The following is a 21,013-nucleotide window of genomic DNA, read 5'->3' on the forward strand; positions in this document are numbered from 1 at the left end:
GCTGAATTTGTATAACTATTGTATAGTTAATATATAATTAATATGTGGAATAAGCAACAAATAAGTTCCACCTTAAACAATAAAAAGCTCTAGTCAGTGAGACTAGAGCTTCTTATTGTTACTTAATTAATTCAGGAAGATTATTTAACCATTCTTTATCTGTAGGAGCGATGTCCCAACGAGGGCTATCGGCTTTACTTTTCTTAACTCCTAACCCACCTACGATAAATTTCAAGTTAGGGTTTTTAATTTGTAAGGTGTTAATATAAGACTGAATTAAAGGTTCGTCTTCTATACGAGATGTTGATAAGGCAACAATTTCGATTCCCTTTTCATTGATTAATTCCCCTAAACCTTCAAGTGGTGTATCTGCCCCTATATAGTAAACTGGGTAATGCTTTTCTCTCAAAAATAACGTAAATAAAATTAACCCTAGTTGGTGTTGCTCTCCGGAAGGGCAAATCGCCATTACTTTCGGCAAGCTTGGTGACGTTTCAAAAATGGAGAAGAACTTTAATGATCGTTGCATCACAATATTGCTAATCATATGCTCTTTTGCGACATGTAATTCGCCTCTTTCCCATGCAGTTCCAACCTTATACATTAACGGTACAATAATGGAGAAAAACACAGTTTTGTATGGGAATTGGGTGAAATATAGATCTAAAAGAAAATTACATTTGTCGGCATTTAAGTCTAAAACAGCTTCATATAATTCTTGAACTTGAGCTTCAAAGCCTTCTCGACGTAACGGTGTCTCAATTGGTACTACTTCACTTTGCTCTTTTTTTGCTTTAAGGAGCTTAACTGCCTGACTTACATTAAGTCCATTATCATGAACTTGCTTTTTTAACCATTTTAAATCGTTAAGGTTTTCTTCTGTGTAGACTCTATGCCCAGAATCTGTACGTTCCGGGGTAATAGCCTCGTAACGTGTTTCCCAAGCGCGAATCGTAACCGTTGGCATATCTAATATTTTTGATACAGCTTTAATATTGTACATAAGCTAACCCTTCTTTTACAGATGCTATAAATTATTTGTATTTTTACTATATCTTGTTTATGGAAAGAAAACAACCGAAGAGAAGGAGTCAGGAGTAGGTAGCTTTAACAGAAAATCTGACGGTATTCGATAAGAAAAGTAAGCCAATCTCCTCTAGTCCCTTAGCACATTGTTACTAGATAGTACGTTAACATTATTCTTGAATAATAATTCGAATGTCGCTACTAACTACATTCTTTTATTAAATAATTAGTCCAGAGTATCTATTTACCGTAAATATTAATTAGGTTTAAAAATGTCTGAATTCAAGGTTTTGCCACTGCTTATAAAATGGAAAAACAATTCTTTATACCTATATTTTTTTACAAATGTAACAAATTGTAACGATGTTGTAACAATTAACGGGTACTTTATAATGTTCTATTATTATTGTTAAATTATTTGTTTAATATAAGAAAACGTTATCAGTTCATAAGTCTTGCGTATTGAAGGGGTCGAATAGTTATAAAGCCCTACCTAAAATTTGACAAGATTCGACAATTCGTTGACGCAATTTACAACGAGTGGTAATTAATATAAGAACCATATTTTGAAAAATAATTGGAAATGAAAGGTTGATAAGCATTCCTTTAGCTTCGACTTTTCAATTTATTACGAAATACATTATCCAAAAAGTAAAGGCAGGGAGAGAAATGCTGGAATCGAAGCGTAGAGCAATAATATTTTTTACACTTTCATTTTTATTAGCTATTGCAGCGGGGTTTTTATTTTTGCAAAAGGTGAGCGCAATTAACTCCGAATTAGGGGGGATGACGGAGATATACATCGCAGCAGAAGATATTCCATCAAGATCAGTTATTCAACCACAACAGTTAACGACAACCGAGATACCTAATCGATTCGTCAATGAATCTCATATTACTAGTTTACAAGATATAGCAAATCGTGTATCAGTCGTACCACTTTCTTCTGGAGATATTATCACGAAAAATATGATGAAGCCATTCTCTTCGTTAAGAGAAGAAAACAATCGATTAGTGACAATCGTTCAATCTGAACGCATTCGCTTTGATGAGAGGTTAGAAGCACTGGATCGAATCGATATTATTGTTTCGCATAAGTTTGATGGAAACAATAAAACGACTATTTTCATGAAAGATGTGTTAGTCGCAGCAGAGCTTACGTCTGATGGAGAGTTTGTCGGTGTAGCGGTAGAAGTACAAGTAGAAGATGCACCAGAATTAATACATATGCAAAATTACGCAGATAGTATTCGTGTGTTAAAAGCGAATGTTGGTAAAGGGGAAGTGGAGGAACAGTCAGAAAAAGAGATCGTAATTGAGTCTCCACCTGAGGAAGAAGAAATAGAAGAAAAAGAAAAGGAAGAAGATAAGGCTGAAGAAAAAGAGGAAGATAAAGAATCTAATGAAGAAGATTCAAGTGTAGATAAAGAGGAAAACTCCTAATTCAAAAGGTGATGGAGGAAAAAAGTAATGAATGAAAAGATGAACATCTTACTAGTAAGTGAAGATGAGCTAATGATAAATCAACTATCTAATGTCTTTGCAGATGAGGCAGATTTGGAGTCTGTTACATTCAGGGAATTACGAACAGAATTTGATCGTTTAGAACCAGATTTAGTTTTTATTGTTCAAACAGAAGATGAAGGTGCTTGTGTTGATGCAATTGAGTATTGTATCGGGGAAAACCCAGCCTCTGTTGTTGTGTTTATCGCAACATATCAAGACTTTAACTTGTTAAGAACTGTAACGAGAGCTGGTGCGATGGATTTTTTTATCTTCCCTGACGAATGGACATTATTTAATGGTAGGGTCGATAGTATCCTTCACATGGTAAGAGAAAGAAAAAAGCAACTAATCGAAACATCGGCAACGAACCAATCTTTTAAGCGGGGAAGAGGGCAAATCTTTTCCTTTTATAGCGGAAAAGGTGGAAGTGGAAGAACGTTAATTTCTACTACATTCGCGCAAACATTAAAGTTTGAATCTACTGCGCAAGTGTTGCTTCTAGACTTAAATCTTCAATACGGAGGAGTGGAAACGTTTCTATCGATTGATTCGAACCGCTCTGTCGCACATTTAATACCGGTAATAGAAGAGTTAAACGAAGGGCATATAAGAAATGTAACGGAGAGGGAGCCTTACTCAAAGCTCGAAATTTTACTAAGTCCAAGAGATGCTGAAACTGCAGAATCGTTTACAGATGCATTTTTCTCTAAATTATTAAGAACTTGTAGAAGAAGTTACGATTTCGTCATCGTTGATTTGCCTACAGCGATGAATGAACATACGTACACAGCTTTAGAGGAGAGTGACAAAATCTTTTACGTGCTTAATTTAGATACGCCAGCTATTAGTATGTTAAAACAAGTAGAAAACTTGTTTACCAGATTGGGCATTGATATGAATGAGCGTATGCAAATCATATTAAATGAAGTAGGTAGGGACAACGAGATAAACCCTAGAGATATTAAAGAAATTATTAAGTATCCAATTCAAGCTCAATTAAGGCGCGACATTAAAGGGGTGCAAATGCACATTAATAAAAGTGAACCACTTCGTAAGGAAATGAATGAAAAAAAGATTATTCCATTTGCAAAAGATATTCGAAAATGGGTGCTTGGAATGATCGAGTAGAGGTGTTGAACAATGTCCTTATTTGACAGAAAGACACGGGGAGCTACTAAAAAGGTAAGAAACAATACTAATTATGAGAACCCTTATATTAATGAACTAGTCGAACATTACAAAACTAGGATACTTAGAGAAGCAAATTTAGAATTATTAACGAATCTTTCACAAGTAGAAATGCGAATACGAATTGAACAGCTAGTAACGCAGTTTATGAGTGAAGAGAAGGTAATTATTCCAAGACATGATAAAGAGCTCATGTTAACGAGAATTATTGATGAATCGGTTGGATATGGGCCACTCGAACCACTTTTACAGGATGATAGTATTACAGAAATTATCATTAATGGCCCGAAAGAGATTTTTGTAGAAAAGAAAGGTCAATTACAGTTAACAGATATAACATTTCGGGATGATAATCATGTTCGGCATGTTATCGATAGAATCGTAGCACCAATTGGAAGAAGAATTGATGAAAGCTCCCCAATGGTTGATGCTCGATTGCCAGACGGAAGTCGTGTTAATGCAGTAATTCCACCAATAAGTTTAAACGGACCACTTATATCGATACGTAAGTTTAGGAACGATCCTTTTACTATTCAAGACTTACTACAATTTCAATCTTTAAATAAAGAAATGGCGCAATTTTTAGATGCGATAGTAAGAGCGAAACTTAGTGTACTAATTTCTGGAGGTACAGGTAGCGGTAAAACTACGTTGTTGAATGTATTAGGAAGCTCTATTCCAGAAGGAGAACGGGTAATTACAATTGAGGATTCAGCAGAATTACGATTAAACAAACCGAATGTTATCGGTCTGGAGGCCCGTCCCGCAAACGTGGAAGGAAAAGGAGAAATAACGATTCGTCACTTAGTAAGAAACTCCTTACGGATGAGACCTGATCGAATTATCGTCGGAGAAGTTCGTGGAGCAGAGGCGTTTGATATGTTGCAAGCGATGAACACCGGTCATGAAGGATCATTAACAACCGTGCATGCGAACTCCCCATTTGATGCTCTTAGAAGAGTAGAAGGAATGGTAGTAATGGCAGGGATGGATTTGCCAACGCATATCATTAGGGAATATATTCTCGGTGCAATTGACTTTATCGTACAAGGAGAACGATTAACAGATGGTACAAGGAAATTAACTTCTGTATCAGAAGTTGTCAGATCTGATGATGGAACGATGGACATACAAGAAATTTTTAAGTTTTACCGAACAGGCATGACAGAGGATGGAAAAGTAGCGGGATACTTTGCTCCAACTGGAAAAATACCACATTGCTTAAGTAGATTGCAGAGCTTTGGAATTGCGTTAGATGATAGCATATTTGAACCATTGGAGGTGAGAGGACGTTGATTTGGGAAGCTGCATTATTTGGGTTATCGGTGTTGCTGTTTATATGGGGAGCATATTTGTTCCTCGGTTATCGAAAAGAGAAAAAAGAAGTTAAAAAGAAGTATACAGAATGGTTTCAAGAGGAAGGAACGAGAAGTAGCTTTATTTCTGCATTAGGGGACCGCTTTGATCAAACAGAAACTGGGACGCAATTAAGAGATAAATTATTAAGATCTAATGTTTCTCTATTACCTTCAGAATTTATGGCGATATTACTTTTAATCGGTTTTGCATCAGGAATTTTTATGTATAGTGTTTTCTCTTTAGGTTTTCTCGTTAGTTTAGCGGTCTCTAGCATCATTGTTACTGGAAGCTATTGGATGTTCTTTACAGTTAGAAAAAATAAATATGTAGATCGAATGAGTGACCAACTCTCAGATGTTTGTAGACTTATGGCAAATAGTACGAGAGCAGGATTAACCGTTAATCAAGCGATTGAAGTAGTGGCGAGTGAAACTCCTAACCCTGCTGGAAATGAATTTAAAAAGATGGCCCAAAATTTAAGATTAGGGGTAGACATGGAGAGGGCGCTCATTCAATTAGAAAGAAATGTACCAACGAAAGAATTCAAATTATTTATTGCGACTATTTTAATTCAAAGAAAATCTGGTGGAAACCTTTCGGCTGTGTTAGATGAAATGTCGAAAACGTTAGACGAGCGGAAAATTATAAGGCAAACAATTAAAACGATGACAGCTGAACAAAGGTTCGTTTCTTACATTCTGCCGGCATTGCCAATCCTGATGATTTTAATGATGAATATGGTAATGGAAGGATTTATTGAGCCGTTATTTACGATTCCTGGGGCTATTTTGTTTGTTTTATTTGCGGTCGGAATGTTAATAGCATTCCTTTTAGTAAGATCAGTCACAAATATAAGGGTGTAGAGCAATGGATTCTTTCATTTTAATTAGCGTTATTTTAATCTGGTTATTTATTTTAATAGGAATCGTAAATATATATAAGTATTCAATAGAAAAGAGAGAATTAAAGGAATATATCGAAGAAGTTACTACCGAAGCTTTTTATTTTGGTAAAGAGAAAAAACCGTCAAGGGTGAGCAAAGTTATTGCAAGGCTTTCCAAGTATGCAGACGATTTTTCGAATTTAGGGGAAAGAATAAACTTTTTTAGTGAAACACAAGATTTAGAGGAAACGTTAAAAAAAGCAGGATACCCACACCAATTAACAGTTGCTAGATTACAAGGTTTAAAAATTGTTTTTGTTATTATCGGTTTTTTAATGGGGGCATCTTCCGTCATTTTAGGCTTACCTTTTTCTAATATTGCATTTGTTACCTTTCCGTTTATCGGTTTTTTCTTACCGATTATTTGGATAAAGCAAAAGGCGAAAGAACGTCAATTAAAGCTAAGGCAAGACTTACCGGACTTTTTAGATACAGTAACGATTAGTTTACAAGCCGGAGCAGGGCTAGATCAAGCGATTAAAGAAACAATTAAGCATTTCCAAGGCCCTATTAGAGAAGAGTTTTCTAGGCTAATGAGTGAAATTGAACTAGGAATGCCGCGAGAGCAAGCATATAGCAATATGTTAAAGCGCAATGACAATCCAGAATTTCAAAACTTTATTAAAGCACTAGTACAAGGAACAAGATTAGGGGTACCGGTATCGACGACGTTTCATATACAAGCAGAGGAAATTAGAAAAATAAGTATTGAGCAAGTAAAAGAAAAGGCAGCGAAAGCTTCGCCGAAAGTAACGTTAATTACATCCTTTATCATTGCACCGACCGTAATGATGTTAATTTTAGGGTTAGTTGTGTTGAATTTAGTTTATGGCGATAACAGCATTTTAGATGCTCTGTAACGTAACAGATATTTGAAAGGGGTGATATGGGAAACCATAGAACAACTTTTTCAAGCATACGTAACTTTGTTAGGGATGAAAAAATGTTAAATAATAGGAGGAAAACAAAATGAAAAACATGTTTATGACAATGATGGTAAAGATGCAAGGTGTATTCCAAGAAGGGAAAGCAGTTGTAAAAAATGAACGTGGTGCTCAAACAATTGAGTGGGTAGCATTAGCGGTAGTTATTCTTTTCTTAATGGCTGCGGTAGCGACAGCGATGAGTGGGCAAGGAGGCAATCTTGCGCAGTCTATTGTAAGTAAAATATCGGAGTTAATTAATAAAGTAGGTCAGTAATAAGCTAAAAGGAGGACGTTATGAAATATCTTTCCATTATTCTTCTTGCCGTTTTCATCATTGTTGGGTGTTCGAATGAACAGGCAGAAACCAACGATAACGATACTCCAATACAAGAAGAACCAATAAAAGAAGTAGCTCAGGATTCAATAGAAGAAGACCAAGAAGTAGAAGAAACTGTCGATGAAAATGAAGAGAGTCAAATTACATGGGAAGAAATTAGGGCGACTCCAGCTTTCCCTTCCTCTATAGAGGATTTAGTCCATTATCCAGTCGGTTTGTTTCCTTCTACTGCTGAAGATTTTGATTTAGAAGGACTAAAAGAACATGTTCTTCAGATGCCGAAGCTAGAGGAAAATGCAACTGAAAAGGATTTGTATGATTTTGCAAAATATATTTATAGTCTTCTTCAAGGATCAAAAGAGGACCCGAGACCAATTGTGCAATCAATCGCTATGTTAAACAGCGATAGTCCAGACAAAATTGCATCTCCTGACATTCAAAAGGAACAATATAACGTTTTAATCGCGTTAGATGCTAGTGGAAGTATGGGACATTACTTAGGCAACGAGACAAGAATGGAAATTGCAAAGGCAGCAATTAAAGAATTCGCAGCTAGTTTACCAGAAGATGCGAATGTTGGATTAAGAGTATATGGACATGAAGGAACGGGTTCCAATAGTGATAAAGAGCTTTCCTGTAGCGCTAACGAGCTTCTGTACGGTTTTACACCTTATAACGAAACGGAGTTAAATTCAGTACTAGACCCGATTCATCCAGCAGGATGGACACCGTTAGCGAATGCTTTAGAACTAGCTGGTAAGGATTTAGAAGCGTTTGCGGAAGAAAATAGCCGCAACATCATATACTTCGTCAGTGACGGGATAGAAACATGTGGTGGGGACGCTGTTAAAGTAGGAGAACAATTAAAAAACTTAAATGTTGAAACAGTTGTCAATATTATTGGTTTTGCAGTTGAAAAAGATGAGAGTGCTAGTTTGAAGACAGTTGCAGATGCTGCTGGGGGAACCTATTCGGATGCTCGCAATCAGCAACAATTAAAGTCTGAGTTTGACCGTGCTTTACGAGAAGCATATGAATGGCAAAGTTGGAAAATTAAAAGTCAGGGCGAAACACTTTACGAGAAAAATAGAAATGATATCGATATACGCTCTTGGAGAAATAGACTTTATTTGACTACCCCTGGTACGGTTAATAGATTTAATGAAAGCTTATGGCACTTAAAAAATCATAGTTACATAAGCGAAGAGCAACGAATTCGTTTAGATGAAATCATTAAAGAGGTTATTGATAATGAAGTAACGATGATGGATGAATATATGGAGTTTTTATTATCCGTTAATGAGGAAGATTTCGCGCAAAAATGGGAAGAGATAGAAAACATCTATAATTCAAACACAAACTAAGAAAACGGGTTGGTTTACCCCAACCTGTTTTTCTCTCAACTGTTTAATTGGGCTACAACCTTCCTAATTACACTCCTTGTAATCGAGTTAAACGGTTGATTTTACACTAAAAAGTAATGGGGTAATGAGCATGAGTCTACTTAAACAAGCAATTTCAATTTATATAGAAAACTTCGAAAGGATACTATTATTAGCTTTTACGATCCTTTTGCCGTTTTTATTGTTTCATGGAGCGATTTCGAACTATGTTTTTTATTTAGTGGCAGATACACCTGCACAATTCTATGGCGATTTTAGCAATTTATATTTAATGATGATTTTTTATTTGTTTGTACAAATACCGTTTATCCAGCTAACGAAAAGTGACCAAGAAGGGGAAGAGGCAGTAGTAAAGAAGTCGTACATATCCTTTCTGAAGTATAGCTCCAGTGTGTTTTTGTTCGGAGTAGTGTTTATTACCTCGGTATTGTTAGGGATGGTGCTCTTCGTAATTCCAGGCATTATTATTTTATTGTTTTTCTATTTTACACCTTATGTAGCTGTTTATAATGAACGTTCTGTATGGAAATCTATGAAAACAGCTTTCCAAGTTGCAAAGAAAAACATGATGAAATTAATAAGCTTATTGCTTGTTATTGCATTAATAGAAGGAGTCTTAAGTAGTCTTTTGATGCAAGTAGTATCTTTGTTTTCTTTAAATTATTTCGTCATTTTATTTCCACAACTACTATTAAATATGATGTTGCTGCCTTTATTCGTCATCTTTACTAGTCTATGTTATGACAAATGGGCAAAAGACTTATATAGTACGAGGATACAAAACAGTAATGCCTTTGTGGGAATAGAAAGTAAATAAAAATAGTAAAGGCAATCAGGAGGAAAAACCGATGTCTTTTATAAAAAAAATTTCAAAAAAAGAAGATGGCTCTGCGACAATTGAGTTTTTAGCAATTGTACCATTAATGCTGCTAATTATGATGATTTTTTGGCAAATGCTTGTTAGTGGCTATGGGGTCATTGTAGCACAATCAGCTGCAAACGAAGCTGCAAAAGCATATGCATTGTCAGGTAATGAAGTGGACGCAAAGGATGCAGCAAAGCAAATATTAGGGACGTCAGGTAACGTGAAGTATGTTAGTGCAAGTATTCCTTCACACGGTGCTTCGAAAAATTTTACCGTTACTGTTGATACGAAAATAGACTTAGTGTTTATTCCGAAAAAAATTATGAACCCGCCACCTTCTATTACCTTTTCTCGGTCAGTAAAAGGAAGGGTGTTAGATTAAATGAAGAAAATTTTGAAAGAGGAACGTGGAAACACCATGCTCTTAACATTAGGGATGGTGTTTGTGATGGCTCTAATGTTAGTTGTTATTCTTAATTTTGCAAATGTGTTTGTTGTAAAAGAAGTTGCCTCTTCTAACGCTGAACAAGCAAGTTTAGTTGGAGCCTCCTTAGTTGTCGAAAAACTAAAGGAAGAAATCGAGAATTACGAAGATTCACTATTAGGTTTAATAGAAGAAGTTGTTGATGAAACGATAACTGAAAAAATTGAAAATCGAAAAAATGAAATTAAATACGAAACAAACTGGCTAGCGCATGAGCTAGAACTAAAAGCAATGAACGATGTGTTAGAAAAAGAGTTAAGAGACGGCAATATTGTGCTAAGAGGATATATTATAACGGCTCTAAACCGAGCAACGAATGAAATTCCTCACTTAGTACAATCGAATATCGTAGCAAACAAAGGGGAAGTAGGGGGAACAAGAATCCGTTTTAATTCGGATTATCGGTTAGAAGTAGAAACATACGTAGAATTCTCGATGATAAAGATGGAAAATTTCGTGAGTGATGATAAACAGAAAGTAAAACAATCGGGAGAAAGTCCAAGTTTTTCATTTTTAAAGGAACTGCCTTTTTATAGTTGGAGTTATACGTTTCCGTAGATAAGATAAGTAAATTTTTTCGAAGCAAAGGGGGATAAAAAATGAAACAATTAAAACGGATATTCTTTTTACTGGCCGCGATGGTTGTCTTTTTCATGTCTAATTCTGTACCTCTAGTAGCGCTTGCCAACAGTTGGACACCTGCACCGTTAACACCAGGGAATTGGGAAGTAGATCCGTGGAAGGTAGACGATTGGACTCCGCCGACGTTAAATACACCTGAGTTGAACACACCTGAATTAAATACACCTCAGTTGAGTAATCCTGAATGGCAAATACCGTTATGGAATACACAAGAGTGGAGTATACCGCCTTGGGCAGTGGGACCTTTAAATCCAGATAATATTACACCGCCAGAATGGAACCCTTCTGACCAGTCCTCTTTAAACGAATGGGGAGTTCATCCGCTAACTGTTCAAGTATGGGAAGCGGAAATGGGGACACCGACAAACCCTTATCCGGTACTTCAATTTCAATGGTGGTTAGAGAATCAATTAACAGATCCTAGCTTAAGTCATTTAAACTTAGGAGAGCATACAACAAACCAAACATTAGGAGAAAATTCATTAACTTCTCCGCAAGTAACAGATGGTAGAAGTTCCCCGCTAGATTCTTTAACAGGATATGACCCTTATGGGCAACAGTTTACTACTTATGATGGACTAAAGTTTACGTTAAATGATACAGCATTAGGGCTAGTCTCCTTTACGACGGGTATGTTAGAAGCTGAAATGAACGGTGTATCGCCTGGAAGAGGATTTGTTACTTCAGGAGGACTTCATAGTATATTAGTTAATTCCGTCAAAACAGTAGGTTCTGGTACAGGTAATCCTTGGGTACAAGGCACTGGAGATGTGCTAGATGGAGCGTTAAAGACTGCTCAATCTGTTGAAGGATTAAATAACGTTAGAACAGCACTTTCCGTCATTAACCAATCATGGCAAGGTTCAGCTAGTTTAGGTGATTCGAAGTTTAAAACGTTGTTTAGCAATACTTCAGGTGGAGCTGTTAGTACCTTATCCAAGTTTAATATCGCAACAGGTGTAATTGGAGCTGGTTTCTCTGGGTATGAATCGTATCAAAACATAAAAGCATGGAATAATGAAACGGATTTCACAAAGAAAACAGATTTGGCTGGAAAAAGTGCAACAAGTATCGGTAATACGCTACTTTCCGGTGGTGCGGCCCTAGCATCCGTCCCTATCCCCGGTCTACAAGTAGTTGGAGGGGCACTCATTGTAACTGGTGGAGCATTAGCGATCGGAGGAATGGCACTTCAATGGGCGAATAAAACAGAAACGGGAAGAAAGATTATTGCAGGTACAGTGAATACGGCAAAGAAAATTGGTAGAGGGATAAAGAAGCTGTTTGGAAAGTAAAGTCACATTAAAAAGAGGTACGAATTAATGAAGGTTGATTTTAGTAAGTTTGATAAAAGGTTATTCGAAAAATATATGCATCGTAACGAAACAGTAGACTTTTATCATTACGGTTACAAATTTCATCATGATGACAGTACTATTTATTATTTAGCATTATTGAAAGAAAAAAAAGTAACACAAGGTGGATTAGTATTTACGCATAATAGCGAAGTGGTTCAGGACCGAGAGTTAGCGATTGAAGTTGCTAAAGATATGTTGCTCTACAACAAAGCTATTTTAGATGGAAACGATGCAATAACAGATATGAAATCTAGACCTTATCAAAAATTAAAACCACTGATTACCAGTCTACAATGGATTCGTGAGGAAGCGACCGATATAGATGTAAAGCAATCTTTCTCTAATGTAATCCATGCGTTTGAAAAAATTATAGAATCGCGTGACTTTGCCAACTCTATTTATGACGAAATGAAGGTAATTGATGATCATGTGAATAAAAAGACTGGTTTTGTAACAAATGAAATGGTTAACGAAATGAGAAGTTTAGTATTAAAGTTTAATCAAAAGATGTACGATGAAGCAAAAACACAGCTTCAATTTTGGGATGATCATGAAGTTGTTTTACGTGAAATAGATAAAAGGAAATTTCCAATGTCAAAATGGCTGGAAATTAGAAATTTAAAAAAGCAGCTCGCGTTGAAGCATACTGGTAGAGGCAAACAAATGTTGTTAGAAAGTTTAGAAGTGATGGAAAAGAACTATGACAATAACGTAATAACAGAAACACGTGGTACGTTAACCTTAGAGGAATACACGGCATTAATTCAAGAAAATGAAAGATTAGATATGGAAGAGAACGGAATAACGAAGGTTAGAAACTAAGTCTTCCAAACTATTATAGTCATTAGCTAGCTTGTTGAGAACGTTCTATGTACTTTTCTCTACAAGCTTTTTTTAGGGATATATTGTATGGGGATGGAGGAAGATATATGAGAAAAATAAGTATATTATTCCTTGCGATGTTTTTCGTTGCTTGGAATGCTTTTTTACCTGTTGCTAACGCGTGGAATCCAGGAGTATGGAAACCTGCTGAATGGAAATTAGAAGACCTTCAACAGCATGAATGGAAAGTAGACCCGCTAGAAATCCAAGAGTGGTTGCCAGAAAATTTAACGGAGCAAACAATAGTTTTATATGAGCTAACCCAATATGAGTGGTTTACGCAAAGCCCGGAATTAATGCAATGGGTGATGGAAGATCTCGAAAATCGGGAATGGATCATAGAAAACTATGATGTTGTACTAGATGAATTATCGCAATTGTCAGATTGGACTGTAGATGAAATAACAGTGATGGAGTGGCAACTTACAGAACTAAGGGACTTTTCATCGACTGTACAAGATGCGCTACAGCAAGATATTAATGAACTAGAAGGGAACAATTCTGCTAACTCTCCACCGTCTACTGAAACAGAAGCTTCGAGCCCTTCGCTAACGGACCCATCTGCCTCGCCTGAAGATGCGATTTCGAACAGTGGCCCTAATAAGTATGACATCATAAAATTCACTTCAAAAATGGTAGGCGACACAGTCAATTTTGCTGATAAATTAGCAAGACAAAACGATGCGTCGGCTTCTGATTTGTATAAATATAAAAATAATATCTTTTATTCAGGCATTAAAACGTTCACGAAAGGAAATGAAGCACTCGAAGGGGTATTTGCTGGTGTTGATACCGTAAGAACAGGGAAAAAGTTATATGAGGAGATTAATAAACTAAGGTCCTTAGGAAAAACTAGGGAAGCCGTTAGTCAGGCGGGCTCTATATCTTCAGCATCTCAATTAGTTAATACTCCTGCAACGAAGACGTTTACTCCTGCTAATGCGATCGTTTCAACGGCTCTTTTACCTTTTTCGATAATAGATACCGTTAACAATGTTCAAAAAATCCAATCAACAAGTGGAGTAGATCGGACAGATGCAATTATGTCAACCATCGGAAGTGTTGGTGATGTTATAACGGGACTGGCAGCTCCAGTAGCGATGATTCCTGGGTTACAAGGTGTAGCTGCTGGAATGGTAGTGGTCGGGACAGCGGCTAGTTTGATTAGTCTTGGTTATAAAACGTTTAGAAAAAGAAAAGAAATTGTGAAAGGTGCTAAAAACTTAGCGAAAAAAATTGGAGGATTTTTCGGTTTTGGAAAATAACGCTGAGAAAGGATTTATTAAATGACTGTAAAATTTACGAATGATTTATCAAGCGTAATACAAAAACATAAAAAAATGCTAGAAAAGTCTGAGTTGTATACGTACTATTTTTTTTACAATAGTAAAAAATATTATCAGTGTATATACTTACGCTTTAAAAAAACTACAGGTGTTGTCATTTTGGACGAAACAGGAGCGGTAGTACCAAAATCTACTGCTGTAAAAGTAGCTTACTATATAAATAGCTATAATAACTTTATTTTAGATGTTACGAGAGTAATAATACCGGAAATGCGAAAGTCCTATAAACCGATAGAAGAAAAATATGAGTTGCTAATGAAGATTACAAGCAAAACAGAGGATTCGGCCTTTCATAAGTATTTTTCTATACTGGATGAAATATTGTGTCGGAGGAGAAGGTTGCCTGAGATAGTAGAAGAGTTTACTAAATTACATGATGAGGTGCTACGTACCAATCATTTAGACTTGGAAATATACCATCGTGCGCTGAATATCGGTGAGGAATTCAATGAAATTGTATTTTCAACTGCGATGCGGCTAACAGAAGCAGTTCCAATTACTAAAAAAATAAAAGAAGATAGGAAATTGTATCAGCAGGAAGATTTCTATCCTGAAGTAAAGCGGCTAGTAGCTGGTATTAATGACTTTTTATCGCCATCCTCATTAAAAGAGTTAGAAAAATCCGTACGGTTATTAGGCGAGGATGAAGTTGGAAATCACCAAATTATTTCAGCTGATGAAAAAGGTATGGAGTTAGCGAAGGAGCTTGTTGAACGAAATGGGAAAAAGGATTTTGAACGAAAAGTTATTCCCATCATTAGGAACGGAGATTAAGGGAGAAAAGGGGAAATAGTGTGATTGCAAATAGTTTAATGTTCTATGGGAAACATTTTGATCGCCTATTAGTAATATCTTTCATCATTCTTTTGCCGTTATTGTTACTTCAAACGATAATTGTAAACTACATTTATAGTATTTCTACCTTTAACGGAATTACATTATATGGCGATTTGGCAAATGCCGTTTTTACTTTGTTAATTGTTGTCATGGCACAAGGCCCATTTATTAAATATGTATTACTAGAAGAGAACGGAGAAGAACGAAAATTAAAACGATCCCTCGTCTTTTTTGCGGATCAAGCTTTTACTTTTTTCCTGTTCGGAACACTATTAACGTGGATGGTTGTAGTGGGAAGTTTGTTTCTTTTAATACCGGGCATTATTTTATTGGTATTTTATTATTTAACCCCATACTTTATTGCTTCTGAGGAATGGAAGATTGGGAGGGCGATGAAAAAATCAGCTAATTTGGCTAAAAAGAAATTTTTCTCGCTATTAGGTATTTTACTATTAATTGGATTGCTCGATTGGGGTTTGGGGGTAATAACTATATATTTATCCTCTCTATTTATTGATATTTATTTCGGTGTGTTAATTGCGAAATTAATAGTATCGGTGGCTATTTATCCTTTCGGAATTATTTTATTAACGTTAAATTTTTTGAAATGGAAAGAAGAGTGGAAGGAAGAAGGAGGATTAGGGGATGTCGACATTCGAGCTGTCTACACGTGAGAGGAAATGGAGAAGGTTTTATTTATTCGTTATGATTATGATTTATGGATTAGTAATTCCGCTTGCTCTATCTCTGTTTTTTGTTGGTGAAAGTTTTCCGTTTATCCCGATCTTTGTTGGGATTGCTTTGCCGTTTATGAGAAACAATCATCTAAAACAAATACGTCAACAGGTATAATGGAAGGTAAAAATCGAGGTGATAGAACTTCGGTTTTTTTTATGCCTTTCTCGGTAACTCTTTTATTCTATGAAACGTCTAACCTTATGGAGAAAAGCTACTAGAATGTGCTTGGAATAATTTCACAAAGGAAGGAATACATTTCTTTGTTATACTTTTCATATGGCAATGTGTAAAAAGCAGTAATTCTTTCACTCTTAAATTATGACAAATTTCTCATTTATTAAAAGGGTTTTATTGGTATTTGTAGAATATAGAGAAAGTTAGTGTTTTTTATAATTCGGTTAAATATTGTTAAGGGTAACCAATGTCTGGCTATTGTATGTATAAGGAGATTTATAATATTTGATTTAAATAGATGCTGGAGGGATAAATTGTCATGGGAACAAAGCAAGCGCAAGTTCAACGTATTTTAGATAATATTGGGAAAGTAATGATTGGAAAAAAACATGTGGCAGAATTAAGTGTGGTGTCTCTATTAGCTGGTGGACACGTTTTGTTAGAAGATGTACCTGGTGTAGGAAAAACGATGATGGTTCGGTCATTAGCTAAGTCGGTAGGGGCAGATTTTAAGCGTATTCAGTTTACTCCAGATTTACTACCTTCTGATGTGACAGGTAGCTCCATATATAACCCGAAGGAACTAAAATTTGAATTCCGCCCAGGTCCACTTATGGGAAATATTATTTTAGCAGATGAAATTAATCGTACTTCTCCTAAAACACAATCAGCGCTCTTAGAAGGAATGGAAGAAGGGAGTGTAACGGTAGACGGGACAACGTTATCGCTCGGTACACCATTTTTCGTTATGGCAACGCAAAATCCAATTGAATATGAAGGTACCTATCCGTTACCAGAAGCACAGTTAGATCGATTTCTTTTAAAAATGAATATGGGTTATCCAACTCCACAAGAGGAAGTGGAAATTTTAATTAATATTGAACATCGCCAACCGATTTTGGAACTAGAGCCAGTCGTTACGTTAGATGAGTTAAGACAAATGCAACAGGAAGTAAGAAGTGTGCATGTTGACCTAACTGTTAAAGAGTATATTGTCGATATGGTACATCGTACTCGAATGCATCAATCTGTTTACTTAGGAGCAAGCCCGCGTGCGTCCGTCGCTCTAATGAAAGCTTCGCAAAGTTATGCGTATGTTCAAGGTAGAGATTTTGTCATTCCAGATGACGTGCAATATTTAGCTCGCTATGTGTTACCACACCGCATCATTTTAAAATCAGAAGCAAAATTTGAAGGTGTTACAACGGAAAATGTAGTTGAAAAAGTAATAGACCGTACACCGATTCCTGTTCAAAGGTCAATGAGCTAACGATGAAAGCTTATTTTCGTAAATTTAAGCGTACTTCGAAGCTAGTCGCTTTTCTGTTTTTATTAGTGGTAACGTTTATGTATGCGATGTTTCAAGGTGGATTTGTTAGTTGGTTTTTATTTTTTAGTTTTCTCCCTTTTTCAATTTACGGTCTGCTTATACTCTTTTATCCTTTAAATGATTTTAAAGTGACGCGAACATTGAATCAAGAACAATACCGATCGGGCGACCGGCTAATTGGGACAGTAACGGTTACTCGAAAGTTTCCGTTTCCACTAGGATACCTCGTTATGGAGGAAGTGTTACCATCGGACCTATTATTTTGCGTACAAACGAAAAAAGTAAAAATATTACTATTCCCATGGTTTAAAAAGACGATAACTTTTCAATACGCATTAGATAGAATGCCACGTGGAGAGCATACATTGTCAACGATTCGCCTTAAGACTGGTGATTTTTTAGGACTTTTGGAAAAAGAAAAGGTATGCCATTTAGAAAATCATTTTCTCGTATATCCGCACTATGTAGATTTAATTTATCGTAAGCGAGAGAGCAAATTTGACCAAGGTAGTACAACTTCCAATGTAAAACTTGTTCGTGATACATCTATGACGGTAGGAGTTCGTGAATATCAGCCAGGGGATCGTTTTTCTTGGATTGATTGGAAAGCAACAGCTAAAAAGAATGACATTATGACAAAGGAATTTGAGCAACAGCAAAGTCATGATGTTCTCATCTATTTAGATCGTTCGCAAGCTTCCTCTTTTGAAAGTGCTGTTAGTTATACGGCAGCATTGACGAAAGCTATATTAAGATTCGGCTCTCAAGTTGGACTTGTCTCGATTGGTAAAGACCGCTCCATTTTTCCGTTACGCGGTGGGGAAGAGCAATTCGCACAAATTTATTTTCATCTTGCTCGTGTACAACCGAACAGTAAAATTAGCTTTGCGAAGACGATGGAAATGGAAATGGGAAAAGCTCAACCGAATGTAACGTTTTTATTTGTTACTGGAAAATTAACAAAAGGAATGGTTGATTCGATTGGGAAATTAACGTATCGCCAAATGAATATGCAAGTGTATGTTACGAAAGATGAAGGACAAAGAGTGTCAAAAGAAGAAAGCGTCTATATCGAACAACTACAAAAACGGGATGTATATGTAAAGGTTGTGAAACAAGGCGAACTTAAATCCTTATATAGTGAGGTGAGTTAAATGGCCAAAACAACTCCTTTCCAACGTAATTTGTATGCTTTAATGATGCACTTATTCGGTTTTCTCCTTTTATTAGAATGGGTGCGACCGTTATCGGAAGTGACGGATACGTCAAATGCTTACGTATTTGTTGTATTTTTAGCTGTTGCCTTTACGATTTCTTATCTACAAATTATGCCTTTAATTGGTTTTGTTATACAGACAGGGTTTATGTTTTACTTTCTTCATATTTTGTATATGAAGGAAAAGTTTTTATCGAAAGATTGGTTCTCTATTTTTTGGGCAGACCTTAAATATAATGTGAGTGTTATCTTTGCTGCTGATTGGACGGCGATGAGTGGTTTCTTTCGTTCCTTACTATTGTTTATATTACTATGGCTCATTAGCTACCTATTAATTTATTGGATATTGTATCGAAAGAAAATGTTTTTATTTGTAGCACTTTCCATTACGTATGTGGCGATTCTAGATACTTTTACGACGTACAATGGGAATGGAGCGATAATTCGTTTAATTGTAGTCGGATTAATTTTGGTTGGTTTTGTTCATATAGAGAGAGTTCGTGAACAAGAAGGAATTTTTAAAAATAATAAAATGATTATGGCCTGGGGGATTCCGTTTATCATTATGGTATTCGGTGCCGCAACGATTGGCTACTTATCACCAAAGGCTGCGCCACAATGGCCGGACCCGGTCCCTTTTTTCACAGGAACAGGAGAAGGTTTCGGGCCGGGTAATGGTCAAGTTCGGAAACTTGGTTATGGAGATAATGATAGTAGATTAGGTGGTCCGTTTATCGGGGACCCTTCTGTCGTCTTTACCGCCGAAGTGGAAAAACGTCATTATTGGCGAGTGGAAACGAAGGATATATACACTGGTAAAGGATGGGAAGTGTCTGACGGTGAATCAATTGAACTCATAAATGGCCAGAATACAGAAGTAAATTGGTTAGCTGATAAAGTTGAAACAGAATCATTACAAGCAACAATTGACATGGAACTAACGTATCCTCATATTAATTATCCTATCGGTTTACAAAGTGTCATTCCATTATGGCGTGAAGAAGAGAGTGAGGAAGTAACGTTTGAGGTTAATTCGGTAACAGAAAAAATTTCAACAGATGTCTCGTTGCAATCCTATTCCTTACAATATGACTACCCGCGTTATTATATCGAGAGATTACATCGTGCAGAGCCGGGTGCTGGTTTAGAAAGTGATGAAGAGTTTGTTGAAATGTATACTCAGTTACCTTCTTCTTTACCAGACCGTGTTAAAGATTTGGCAGAAGAAATAACGTCTTCATTTGAAACGCGTTATGATAAAGCAAAAGCGGTAGAAAGATATTTTGCGAGAAATGGTTTTGAATATGAAACTACTAATGTTGCTGTACCGACTGGTAATCAAGATTATGTTGATCAATTTTTATTTGAAACACAGTTAGGATATTGTGATAACTTTTCCACATCGATGGTCGTTATGTTAAGGTCTGTCGGTATTCCGGCTCGTTGGGTGAAAGGTTATACACATGGAGATTTGCTAGAGCTGACAAACGATGGAACTAGAATGTATGAAGTTTCGAATAATAACGCCCATTCTTGGGTAGAAGTCTACTTTCCGGAAGTTGGTTGGGTGACGTTTGAACCGACAAGTGGTTTTGATAATCCTTATAACTTTGTTTATGAAAGTACACTGCAAAATGAAGAATCAGAAAATGGTGAAGATCTTATACCTGAAAATAATGAGACACCAGAACAAGAAAATCCACGTAATGCTGAAGATATGTTTGAAGAGGGTGGCTCTGAACAAACTGACAACGGAAGTGGAGGGACTGCCTTCCAATTCGGTATTAATCTTTCGTGGAAAACACTACTTTTCATTTTTGTAGGAATAGCATTTTATGCAGGGTTATTATTTTTCACTAGGAATAAATGGTTGCCATATTATTTTATTTTCTTATATAAAAGAAGCAAAGACGATAAAGCATTCATGAAAGCTTATAAAGTCTTGTTGCAGATTTTAAATAAAAATGGAGTTGCTCGAAAAGATGGTCAAACTTTACGTGAATACGCCAAGTTTGTAGATAACTACTTATACACAGATGCGATGCAAACACTAACAGAACGTTATGAACGTGTTATCTATCGAGGTGACTCTTCAAGTGAAGAATGGGAGCATTCAAAAGAATTGTGGGAAAATTTAATTAAAAAAGCATCATCTTGACCATATGTAAACAGACTGATAGAATAAGGACAAATTAATACGAATACGTATATGACTTCATATATCCTCGATAATATGGTTCGAGAGTCTCTACCGGATTGCCGTTAACAATCTGACTATGAAGGCAGTGTCTTACTATTAGACTAGAATTCTGCCTTCTTTTTATTTTGCAGAAATCTAGTCTTTTTTTATTGTTTTAAGAAAAAATGTTTACAATAATGAGTGTTTGTGGAATTTTTATATCAATTGTAAGCATCTTTTCTAAACAAATGGTGAGGCTAACTGTATATAGGCT

The 21,013-nt window shown here is 36.1% G+C and carries 20 protein-coding genes and 1 riboswitch; of the genes, 19 read left to right on the forward strand and 1 reads right to left on the reverse strand.

The features are described from left to right. Positions 1-118: 118 nt before the first annotated feature. Positions 119-1,003 (reverse strand): MerR family transcriptional regulator, encoded by an 885-nt coding sequence (locus O1A01_RS01570; protein ID WP_066415686.1) that lies wholly within the window; start codon positions 1,001-1,003, stop codon positions 119-121. Positions 1,004-1,617: 614 nt separating this feature from the next. Between O1A01_RS01570 and cpaB the strand changes: the two genes are divergently transcribed. The 19 genes from cpaB (at position 1,618) to O1A01_RS01665 (ending at position 20,718) form a co-directional block, all read left to right on the forward strand. Next, on the forward strand, positions 1,618-2,469 hold the full coding sequence (cpaB, locus tag O1A01_RS01575; protein WP_235858112.1) for a Flp pilus assembly protein CpaB: 852 nt from the start codon (positions 1,618-1,620) through the stop codon (positions 2,467-2,469). 27 nt (positions 2,470-2,496) lie between these two features. Then, positions 2,497-3,660 (forward strand): CpaE/TadZ family protein, encoded by a 1,164-nt coding sequence (locus tag O1A01_RS01580; protein WP_066415672.1) that lies wholly within the window; start codon positions 2,497-2,499, stop codon positions 3,658-3,660. 12 nt (positions 3,661-3,672) lie between these two features. Further along, complete coding sequence (locus O1A01_RS01585; RefSeq protein ID WP_066415669.1) at positions 3,673-5,016, forward strand: TadA family conjugal transfer-associated ATPase; 1,344 nt, start codon at positions 3,673-3,675, stop codon at positions 5,014-5,016. After that, a complete protein-coding gene (locus O1A01_RS01590; protein WP_270065420.1) occupies positions 5,013-5,942 on the forward strand; it encodes a type II secretion system F family protein in 930 nt (309 codons plus the stop codon). The genes O1A01_RS01585 and O1A01_RS01590 overlap by 4 nt, the downstream gene beginning before the upstream one ends. A 4-nt stretch (positions 5,943-5,946) precedes the next feature. Beyond that, complete coding sequence (locus O1A01_RS01595; RefSeq protein ID WP_270065421.1) at positions 5,947-6,882, forward strand: type II secretion system F family protein; 936 nt, start codon at positions 5,947-5,949, stop codon at positions 6,880-6,882. Between the two features lie 109 nt (positions 6,883-6,991). Next, complete coding sequence (locus tag O1A01_RS01600) at positions 6,992-7,222, forward strand: hypothetical protein (RefSeq protein ID WP_270065422.1); 231 nt, start codon at positions 6,992-6,994, stop codon at positions 7,220-7,222. A 20-nt stretch (positions 7,223-7,242) separates the two neighbouring features. Further along, complete coding sequence (locus O1A01_RS01605; RefSeq protein ID WP_270065423.1) at positions 7,243-8,649, forward strand: vWA domain-containing protein; 1,407 nt, start codon at positions 7,243-7,245, stop codon at positions 8,647-8,649. A gap of 130 nt (positions 8,650-8,779) precedes the next feature. Next, positions 8,780-9,505 (forward strand): YciC family protein, encoded by a 726-nt coding sequence (locus O1A01_RS01610; protein WP_066415659.1) that lies wholly within the window; start codon positions 8,780-8,782, stop codon positions 9,503-9,505. A 31-nt stretch (positions 9,506-9,536) separates the two neighbouring features. After that, complete coding sequence (locus tag O1A01_RS01615) at positions 9,537-9,935, forward strand: TadE/TadG family type IV pilus assembly protein (RefSeq protein ID WP_066415656.1); 399 nt, start codon at positions 9,537-9,539, stop codon at positions 9,933-9,935. After that, a complete protein-coding gene (locus O1A01_RS01620; protein ID WP_066415654.1) occupies positions 9,936-10,595 on the forward strand; it encodes a pilus assembly protein TadG-related protein in 660 nt (219 codons plus the stop codon). It begins immediately after the preceding gene. A 41-nt stretch (positions 10,596-10,636) separates the two neighbouring features. Continuing rightward, entirely contained in the window at positions 10,637-11,974 is a 1,338-nt protein-coding gene (locus O1A01_RS01625; protein WP_270065424.1) for a hypothetical protein, read from the forward strand. A gap of 27 nt (positions 11,975-12,001) precedes the next feature. After that, complete coding sequence (locus O1A01_RS01630; RefSeq protein WP_066415649.1) at positions 12,002-12,859, forward strand: hypothetical protein; 858 nt, start codon at positions 12,002-12,004, stop codon at positions 12,857-12,859. Positions 12,860-12,966: 107 nt separating this feature from the next. Next, a complete protein-coding gene (locus O1A01_RS01635) occupies positions 12,967-14,184 on the forward strand; it encodes a hypothetical protein (RefSeq protein WP_066415647.1) in 1,218 nt (405 codons plus the stop codon). A 21-nt stretch (positions 14,185-14,205) separates the two neighbouring features. Beyond that, positions 14,206-15,039, forward strand: coding sequence for a hypothetical protein (locus O1A01_RS01640; protein ID WP_066415645.1), 834 nt, complete (start codon positions 14,206-14,208; stop codon positions 15,037-15,039). Between the two features lie 20 nt (positions 15,040-15,059). Further along, entirely contained in the window at positions 15,060-15,776 is a 717-nt protein-coding gene (locus tag O1A01_RS01645) for a hypothetical protein (protein WP_270065425.1), read from the forward strand. Further along, positions 15,748-15,954: a hypothetical protein gene (locus O1A01_RS01650; RefSeq protein ID WP_270065426.1), complete on the forward strand. Its 207-nt coding sequence runs from the start codon at positions 15,748-15,750 to the stop codon at positions 15,952-15,954. The genes O1A01_RS01645 and O1A01_RS01650 overlap by 29 nt, the downstream gene beginning before the upstream one ends. 379 nt (positions 15,955-16,333) lie before the next feature. Next, on the forward strand, positions 16,334-17,284 hold the full coding sequence (locus O1A01_RS01655; protein WP_270065427.1) for an AAA family ATPase: 951 nt from the start codon (positions 16,334-16,336) through the stop codon (positions 17,282-17,284). A 2-nt stretch (positions 17,285-17,286) separates the two neighbouring features. After that, entirely contained in the window at positions 17,287-18,498 is a 1,212-nt protein-coding gene (locus tag O1A01_RS01660; RefSeq protein WP_270065428.1) for a DUF58 domain-containing protein, read from the forward strand. Next, entirely contained in the window at positions 18,499-20,718 is a 2,220-nt protein-coding gene (locus O1A01_RS01665) for a transglutaminase TgpA family protein (protein ID WP_270065429.1), read from the forward strand. A gap of 37 nt (positions 20,719-20,755) precedes the next feature. Continuing rightward, a riboswitch (purine riboswitch) is annotated at positions 20,756-20,857 on the forward strand. The last annotated feature ends 156 nt before the right edge of the window (positions 20,858-21,013 follow it).

The sequence above is a fragment of the Sutcliffiella sp. NC1 genome, from assembly GCF_027594365.1.
Taxonomy (GTDB): Bacteria; Bacillota; Bacilli; order Bacillales; family Bacillaceae_I; genus Sutcliffiella; species Sutcliffiella cohnii.